Annotated in this window: 6 protein-coding genes and 1 pseudogene; all 7 read right to left on the bottom strand. The window is 63.9% G+C overall.

Annotated features, from left to right (window positions below):
• Positions 1-1,529, bottom strand: a pseudogene (locus tag ASG84_RS28820) (amino acid adenylation domain-containing protein); the annotation flags it as partial.
• A 1-nt stretch (position 1,530) separates the two neighbouring features.
• The coding region (locus ASG84_RS28815) for a condensation domain-containing protein (RefSeq protein ID WP_442970995.1) at positions 1,531-3,689 on the bottom strand (2,159 nt) is incomplete at its 3' end.
• A complete protein-coding gene (locus ASG84_RS27605) occupies positions 3,690-3,848 on the bottom strand; it encodes a hypothetical protein (protein ID WP_156399624.1) in 159 nt (52 codons plus the stop codon).
• A 516-nt stretch (positions 3,849-4,364) separates the two neighbouring features.
• Positions 4,365-5,954, bottom strand: coding sequence for an apolipoprotein N-acyltransferase (gene lnt, locus ASG84_RS20320; RefSeq protein WP_082521106.1), 1,590 nt, complete (start codon positions 5,952-5,954; stop codon positions 4,365-4,367).
• Positions 5,944-7,539, bottom strand: coding sequence for an amidohydrolase (locus ASG84_RS20315; RefSeq protein WP_156399623.1), 1,596 nt, complete (start codon positions 7,537-7,539; stop codon positions 5,944-5,946). The genes lnt and ASG84_RS20315 overlap by 11 nt, the downstream gene beginning before the upstream one ends.
• 17 nt (positions 7,540-7,556) lie before the next feature.
• The gene (locus tag ASG84_RS20310) at positions 7,557-8,093 is read right to left on the bottom strand and encodes an FxsA family protein (protein WP_057478764.1); all 537 of its coding nucleotides are present in this window, start codon (positions 8,091-8,093) and stop codon (positions 7,557-7,559) included.
• Positions 8,094-8,174: 81 nt separating this feature from the next.
• Entirely contained in the window at positions 8,175-8,831 is a 657-nt protein-coding gene (locus tag ASG84_RS20305; protein ID WP_057478763.1) for a response regulator, read from the bottom strand.
• Between the last annotated feature and the right edge of the window lie 11 nt (positions 8,832-8,842).

Below are 8,842 nucleotides of genomic sequence, written 5' to 3'. Positions count from 1 at the left end.
TCGGGTTCGGGTAGTGCGTTTCGGTCGAGTTTGCCTGCCGGAGTCAACGGAATCGACTCGAGCATCACCAACGCCGACGGCACCATATGCGCCGGCAACACCGACCCCACATGCTCGCGCAACACAGCCGCATCCAGCGTGGTACCGACCACCGGCAACACATACGACACCAACACCGTCGCCCCGGCCTGATTGTCACGCCCGATGGTGACCACGAAATCGACACCCGGCACAGCCGCCAACACCGAATCGATCTCACCCAACTCGATCCGGAAACCACGCACCTTCACCTGAAAATCGCTACGCCCCACATACTCCAACGCACCCGAAGAATTCCACCGCACCACATCACCGGTGCGATACATCCGCGACCCCGCACCACCGAACGGATTGGCCACGAACCGCTCCGCCGTCAAACCCAACCGAGCGTGATACCCACGAGCCAACGCCGGACCCGCAAGATACAACTCACCCACCACACCCACCGGCACCGGATTCAACCGCGCATCCAACACCACCTCCGCGAAACCGATAGTCGGAGAACCGATATCGACCGACTCCCCCACCACCAACGCCGACGAAATCGACGAGAAAATCGTCGCCTCCGTCGGACCGTACGCATTGAACATCCGCCGACCCGGCGCCCACCGCGCCACCAACTCCGGCGCACACACATCACCACCGGTAGCCACGACCTCCACACACTCGAGCCCCACCGGATCCACCGACGCCAACGCCGCCGGCGTCACGAACGCATGCGTGACCCGCTCCTCGGCGAGCAACGACGCCAACTCCACCCCACCGAACACCAACGGCGGAGCAATCACCATCGTCGACCCACCCGAGAACGCCAACACGAACTCGAGAATCGACGCATCGAAACTCGGCGACGCAAACGCCAACACCCGAGACGAAGGACCCACACCGAACCGAACCCGCTCCTCGGCAGCCAAGTTCCCCACACCACGATGAGTGACCACCACACCCTTGGGCACACCCGTCGAACCCGACGTATAAATCAGATACGCAGCATCATCGAGACGCAACACACCCGAACGCTCCGCATCCAACACCGGAGCAGCCGACCGAAACGCCAGATCCGCCACCACATCCGCATCATCGAGCACCACCCACGACACCCCACCCACACCCGACACCGCACCCACATGAGCACCCAACGTCACACCCACCACAGCACCCGAATCGACCAACATGTGCTCGATCCGATCCACCGGATAATTCGGATCCACCGGCAAGAACGCACCACCGGCCTTCGCCACCGCCCACACCGCCACCACAGACTCCACCGACCGCGGCAACGCCAACGCCACGAACGACCCCGGACCCACACCACACGACATCAACATCCGCGCCAACCGCGACGACGCCGCATCCAACTCACCATACGAAAGCACCCGCGAACCCGACACCACCGCAACACCACCGACACCAGCCACACCCACCGCACCAGCCAACAACTCCGGCAACACCACACCCACCACAGACCGCGGACCACGAACCGGAGCCAGNACCGCAACACCACCGACACCAGCCACACCCACCGCACCAGCCAACAACTCCGGCAACACCACACCCACCACAGACCGCGGACCACGAACCGGAGCCAGTCGCGCTCGCTCGGCGGCGGACAGCATGTCCACGTCGGCGATCAGCAACTCGGGCTCAGCTGTGAGCGCGTCGAGAATTCGTACCACTCGGCGGCCGAATTGCGACATGCTTCCAGCGTCGAAAAGTTCTGTGGCGTAGTCGAAAACGACATCGATCGAGTCGGATTCGTCGACGGTGACGACCAGATCCATGTCGATACCGTCGTGCGGTAGAACCGCGGAACCGAACCGAAGCGCAACCTGAGCCAACGGGCTGTGCGAACCGGACCGAGACAGGCCGAGGGCCTCGACGACGTCGTCGAACGACACGTCACCGTGTGCGAGTGCCGCGTCGAACTCGACCTTGGTCGTCGCGACGAAGTCGCCGAAAGACTGGCGCCCGTCCGGATTGGTCCGCAGAACGACGGTTTCTCCGCTGTCGGCGGGCACGGCAATCGAGACGTCGTCGGTGCTGGCCAGGCGTGAAACAAGTACGGCAAGAACGGATTCGAACACCACGAACGGCGTTGTCCCGCGGTCGGCGGCCAGCTGTTCGACTGCTGCCCAGGACGTGGATCCGAGAGTGATCTCGTGCGATGCACGAACATGGCCGATGCGTGCAGGGCGGACGCGATCGCTGGGAATACCGATCAGGTCGGGGGAATCGGCGAGTCGATCGGTCCAGTAGGCGAGCTGAGCGGTGGCACGTCGGCGTCGTTGGCCCTCGCGAGCACTGTCCGGATGTACCTCGGACACAACGACATCGGGCCCAGCCGCGATGAATGCTTCGGCCATGTCCACGAAATTCGAGTGATGCGCCGTGAGGTCGTCGTCGTCGTATCGGTTCGGGTTTGCCCTGAAGTCGACGAATGTTTTTGCCGGAGAACCACTCTGGTACACATTGACCAGAAGATCCTCCACCGGACCCGACGTGACGATGTTGAACTCGCCGACGATCGAACCGAGGTTGATCTGCTGGTGGAACAGCATCATGTTGACCAGCGGCCCGGTGAGCTGCTTGTCGCTGCCCGAGGCCGCCAGCTCGCGTCGGATGTCCTCGATGCTGAACCGTTGGTGTCGAAGAGCGCCCATCAATTCCAGCTGTACCTGCTGTACCAGTTCACCGACGGTGGCGTCCTCTCGGACGCGCATCGGGATCGGTGCAACGTTGACCAGCATGCCGCCGGATCGACGGAGCAGCGCCGTGGTTCGGGCGGATACCGGAATGTTGACCAGTACATCGTCTCGTCCGGTCATTCGGGAGAGGTAGCAGCCGAACGCTGCGATGAACACTGCGGCCGCGGTTCCACCCTTGGTGGAATCGGACCCTTCGAGAGCGGTGACGACGTCCTCGGGCAGAGCGATGCTGCGCAACTTGCTGGCGGCAATCGTGCGGCCGTCCGTGTTCGACAGCGTTGCTCCGTCGTGGATGTCGGCGGCGCGGGTGACCCAGTATTCCTTGTCGGATTCGAAACGCGTCGACGTCCGATACTCCTGATCGAGTTCGTACAGGCGACGGAGTTCGGCCGCCTTGTTGGGCTCGGGTTCGGTGTGCTCTACGGCGGCTGTGTACAGCGCTGCGGTGCGTTGGACGAGCGTCATGGCACCGTAGCCGTCAAGGGCCACGTGGTGGATCTTGCTGTACCAGAGGTTGCGCTCGTCCTCGACCTGGATGATCCAGCTCTCGACGAGCGGATCATTCTCCATGTCGACCGGTTGCACGTAGTTGTGGTCGATCCACTGCAAGGCCGAGGACATCGGATCGTCTTCGCCGCGAAGGTCCAGATAGTGCACGGATTGTTCGATCGAGTGATCGACCAGCTGAACGGCCTCTCCGTCGACCTCGGCCAGACGAAGGTAGGCGGACTGGAATTCGTGCCCGGCCCGAGCCGACGCTTCCTGCAGGACAGCTATGTCGAGGTTGCCTCGCAGGTCCACGTACTGGGCGATGCAGACGGCAACGTCAGGTGCGAGTTGCTGGGCAAACCACATTCCCCGCTGCGCGGACGAGAGTGGAAAGCCGTTTTCGAAACCGGTGCCGGTCGGAGGCGTCTGAGACCCACCGGACGTTGTTGCGCGCATTCACTTGCCCTTCGGCGGCACGGTCACGGCGGCGAAATCCGACGCCGGATTGATCGAGTCGAAGCTTTCGGTCCGATTCGGGGTGTCGAGCCGCGGCGGCTTGTGCGCGCGATTGAGCAATTCTGGTGTCCGTTCTGGTCTGCGTTCGTGCCGGTTCACGCACGTTCGTCGGCTGGAATAGGGCTCGTATTGGTTCGTCACGAGTAACCGAGCGGATGGAAACGGGGACGTTGCCCGTTTCAGTGCACGAACCGAACCCCGAGTTGGCAGTACGGGCGGATCTCACTTGCCGAACTCGGTGTCGCTCGCGACATGAACTTCCCCTCCCCGGCCTGGTATGCGACGCGGACACAGCGCCCGCATCCATACTCGATTCATCTCCAACGTCCCACAAGCGCGACCGTGCTGGGCCGCGCCGAAGCCGATACTCGAAAACCCACCGCCAACACCTCCAGCGGCTTACAAAGATACAACATTGGCAGCAGCCTTTTGTGCAGTAGTCATAAGGACCATCGACGACCGCTTCCAGCCTGTTACAGGAGTGACCTCGGTCGCCACTCCAACGTGCGTAATTCGTCCGATCGAATGACTGCTCGATACCGCGAACTCGAGGGCTCGGATTCGTCGACCGACTGCAAGATCGGAAAATGCTCGATTTACCGACTTCGTGATTGTTTACGATGAAGGCCTGCGACGCCCGTTCACCAGGACCATGCCGAGCGCGCCTACAGCGGCGAGACACAGGATCAGCTCGGATCCGAAGCCCACCCGCGTGGCGACGGTGTTCGTCCGCCGCAGGGCAACACTGGACACGAGCACATCTGGTGTGAAGAGCGGCGTCTGTTGCAGCACGTCGCCGTCGGGCGCGACTATTGCGCTGACACCGCTCGTCGCGGCCACCACCACAGTCCGTCCGTGTTCGACCGCCCGAACTCGCGACATCGCCAGTTGTTGGTAGGTCATTTCGGTGTCGCCGAATGTCGCGTTGTTGGTCGGAATCGCAATGAATTCTGCGCCGGATCGGACAGATTCTTCGAGAGCGCGATCGAATGCGACCTCGTAACACGTCGCTATCCCGGCGGCTATTCCTGCGGCGTGGACCACTCCGTTACCGCTACCAGGGACAAAATATCCCGCCCGGTCGGCATATTCGGAAAACAAACGAAAAAAGCTTCGATAGGGCAAGTACTCGCCGAACGGTTGAATTATCTTTTTGTCGTGTCGCTCGCCAGGGCCGTCGTCACCGTTCCAAGCAATGACGGAATTCGAGTTCGTACCATCGGCATTGACGAGCACAGTGCCCACGAGAATCGGCGCACCGATGGCAACCGATGCCTGTGTGATGAGAGTCGCAGCGTCGGAATTTCTCAACGGGTCGATATCGGACGCGTTCTCCGGCCACACGACGAGATCGGGTGCCGGTTGTCTGCCTGCCTCCACATCGGCTGCCAGAGTCATGGTCGCCCGAACGTGATTGTCCAGAACAGCGCGGCGCTGTGCGTTGAAATCCAGGCCCAACCGCGGAACGCTGCCCTGCACCGCAGCGATGGTGACCGTGCGTTCTCCATCCTTTGCGTCGTTGGTGTGCAGAGTCGGCAGCAGAGCAACGGCGACGATGGACGCAACCGTCGTCGCAGCCACGGGAACGACGAAGGAGCGCACACTTCGCGGGCGCCGGCTCGCCAGGATCAGTGCGGCCAGGCCGGCTCCGGTCAGTGCCACCCCGAAAGAGAGCAGCGGTGCACCTCCCACGCTCGCCAATGGCAGCAGCCAGCCCTCGGGTTGTCCGAAGGCCAGCCGACCCCATGGGAAGCCGCCGAACGGAACGCTCGATCGCAGCCATTCGGTGAGACTCCACGCCAACGGCATCGACAGTGGCCACCAGGCACTTCTCGCCGCGATCACGGCGAGTACCCCGAACAATCCCACGAAGACGGACTCGGCAGCGGCCAACGCCAACCACGGCATCGGCCCCACGTAGACACCGATCCACGGCAACAGCGGAACGAAGAATCCGAGTCCGGCGGCATATCCGCAGCCGAAGCCTGCCTTCAGGGACACCGATCGCCGACCGCCGAAGCCGGTCAGGACCAGCGCCAGGACCGCAATGCCGATCGGTGCCAGGAACCACAGGGTCCGTGGAGGGAAGCTTGCGAAGATCAGAATTCCGGCTCCGACCGAGAGCAGTGTCGACTCCACAGCCCTGCGCAGACGATCACCCCGTGACGCTGGTTCCGGGACCGCCGGAACGCTGTCACTCTTCATGGATGACCCTGCCGCGATGCACGGTCATCGAACAACGCGGGCTCTCGGCAGACGCGTCGAGGCTGGGCAGCGGTGACACCCCGGCACGTGGGTCCGTCGACCACCGTTGGACGCTGTCTTTCGGTGCCCGTACGACGAGTTCGTCGACGTCCCACACCGCGAAGGACGCGGGCGCACCCGGCACCAGCGTGCCGGCCAGGCCGTCCCGGACTCCGCCTGCGCGCCACGCTCCCCGCGTCGCGGCGGAGAACGCAGCCCGGGGCGAAACGGCGCTGCCCGGCGTGTGGTGGTTGACGGCCGCTCTAGTCGTCGCCCATGGATCGAGGCGAGTCACCGGTGCGTCGGAACCGAAAGCGAGGGCGACGCCGGCCGAGGCCAATCGGGCGAACGGGTGGAGTGCGGCGCTGCGTTCGGCACCGAGCCGTGCAGAATACAGTCCGTCCGAACCGCCCCACAGTGCGTCGAACAGCGGTTGCACGCTGGCGATCACGCCCCACGAGGCCAGAAGATCGGCTTGTTCCGGTGTCACCATCGACAGATGTTCGAGCCGGTGTCCGCATGCAGCGACGGCAGGTGTGCCGAGTTCGGCCACCACACGCGCGAAGGCAGTCACGGTTGCCGTGACTGCCGCATCTCCGATGACGTGGAATCCGGCTTGGACTCCGGCCGCGGTACAGGCCGAGATGTGCGCGGTGATCGCATCGACGTCGAGGTAGGAGACTCCCGTTCCGGGGTCGTCCGCATACGGCGACGACAACCATGCGGTTCGCGATCCCAGTGATCCATCGACGAAGATGTCGCCGGCCAGGCCGTGGGCCCCGGTCTCGGCGAGCATCTGCCGTGCCCGTTCGGCCGTGTCGACCGGCTCGCCCCAATAGCCGCGCACTTCCACGCCGTGTTCGGTTGCCATCAGTTCGCGGAAGTCCTCGATTCCCGACACGATCGGGCCACCGTTCTCGTGTACGGCGACAATTCCCTGCGTTGCGGCGTGGTCGAGCGCCGCCCTCCGGGCCCGAGTGCGAGTGTCCGGGGTGAGCATGGCGCGAGCCGTCAGCCGCGCAAGGTGGTGTGCATCGGCGGTGAGTGGGGCCTGCGGCGAGAACCCCGCCGCGGCGTCGATTCCCGATGACGCCGCCCGCAACGGAGTCGAGACGGCAGCGGAGTGAGAATCGACACGCGTGAGATAGACCGGGCGGCCCGGAGCTGCTGCATCGAGATCGGACGTCGTCGGTGGGCGGTGTTCGATCCACTCCGATTCGTCCCAGCCGTGCCCCCACACGAGCGCGTCCGACGTCTTCGCGGCGTACTCGGCGAGTGCGCGCATGCAGTCGTCGAGGGAACGACAGTGGGACAGATCCAGTCCGATAAGAGACAACCCCAGATCGGTGACGTGTACATGCGTGTCGACGAAAGCCGGTGCCACGAAGGAGCCGTCCAGGTCGGTCACCGGCACGCCGGGATGTAGCGCACGGCCGGTGCGATCCTCACCGATCCAACTGACGACTCCGTCGGTCACGGCCATGGCGGTGGCGTCGGAGGCCATCGGACTGTAGATCCGTCCGCCGCAGAACAATTCGGTGGTCACGAACGACCAGTCTGCCCTTACCGGTACGGCTTCCGGAAATCCCCCGTCGGCTGATCGACGTGGTCGGCCTCGATCACCTGACCTTCGAGGACGAGTGCAGAACCCGCCGCCGTCGACGCTGTGCCCGTGGCGTCGGCACGATCGTCGAGGATCTCGCCGTCGATGACCGTCGGGCGCATGCGTCGCGTTGCCGTGGCGACCTGCGGCAGCCAGCGCGCAGCAGCCCACATCACCGCCGGGCGCAGCAGCCACCGAGTCGGCGGAATCAACAGCAGCAACCCGATCACCGTGGTCACCAGTCCGGGGACGAACATCGCGACAGACCCCGCCGCAAACAAAGCGCCGTCGGCCACTGCGCCGCCGGCCGACTTTTCGCCGCGCGACGCTCTCCGAAGTCCATCCAGTACCCGCTTACCCTGCGACCGCACCAGCAGCGAGCCGATGAGCGATCCACCGATCAACAACACCACGGTCCACAGCACACCGAGCGCGCTTCCGACGGCGACCAGTGCCGCGACCTCGACGACGACATAAAGTACGAACAGAGCGAGCATGACGGTCCTTTCTTCGCTTCATCGGTACAACGCTCGAGACGACGAAATCGCTCCCCAAGTGCCCTGGTTGCCAACGAATTCTCAGGAACCCGGTCGTACGAGACCGGTTTCGTACGCGAGGACGACCGCTTGCACTCGGTCGCGCACATCCAATTTCGTCAGAATTCGACCGATGTGGGTCTTGATCGTCGCCTCGGACAGGTGCAGCGCCGCCGCGATCTCGGCGTTGGACAGACCGGTAGCCAAGTGCACCAGCACCTCCCTCTCCCGACCGGTCAGTGCGTCGAGAACCGACGCATCGGCGGTCGAGACGGACTGGGCGACGAACCGCGAGAGCAGCCTCTTGGTGACCTTCGGTGAGACGACGGCATCGCCCGCGGCCACGCTGCGGATTGCGGATACCAAGTCCTCGGGTGGTGTGTCCTTGAGCAGGAATCCACTTGCGCCCGCCCGAAGCGCTCCCAGGACGTGCTCGTCGAGATCGAATGTCGTCATCACCAGAACCCTTGTATCGGAACCGGATTCGGTGATGGTTCGAGTGGCGGAGACGCCGTCGATGCCGGGCATCCGGACGTCCATCAACACGACCGCCGGTGCCAGCCTGTGTGCGGCCTCGATGGCCCCTGCACCATCGGACGCCTCACCGACCACCTCGATGTCGTCCTGGGCCTCGAGCACCATGTTCAATCCCATGCGCATGAGCTCTTGGTCGTCCACGACGACAACGGTGATCGGCACCGATCCAACCT

The sequence above is a fragment of the Rhodococcus sp. Leaf278 genome, from assembly GCF_001426085.1.
Lineage (GTDB): Bacteria > Actinomycetota > Actinomycetes > Mycobacteriales > Mycobacteriaceae > Rhodococcoides.
This window is presented reverse-complemented; position numbering and strand designations above follow the sequence as displayed.

Excerpts from the sequence above, each read along its gene's own strand:
- ASG84_RS20310 (WP_057478764.1), bottom strand. The coding sequence starts at position 8,093 with ATGCTCGCTCTGTTCGTACTTTATGTCGTCGTCGAGGTCGCGGCACTG.
- lnt (WP_082521106.1), bottom strand. The coding sequence starts at position 5,954 with ATGAAGAGTGACAGCGTTCCGGCGGTCCCGGAACCAGCGTCACGGGGT.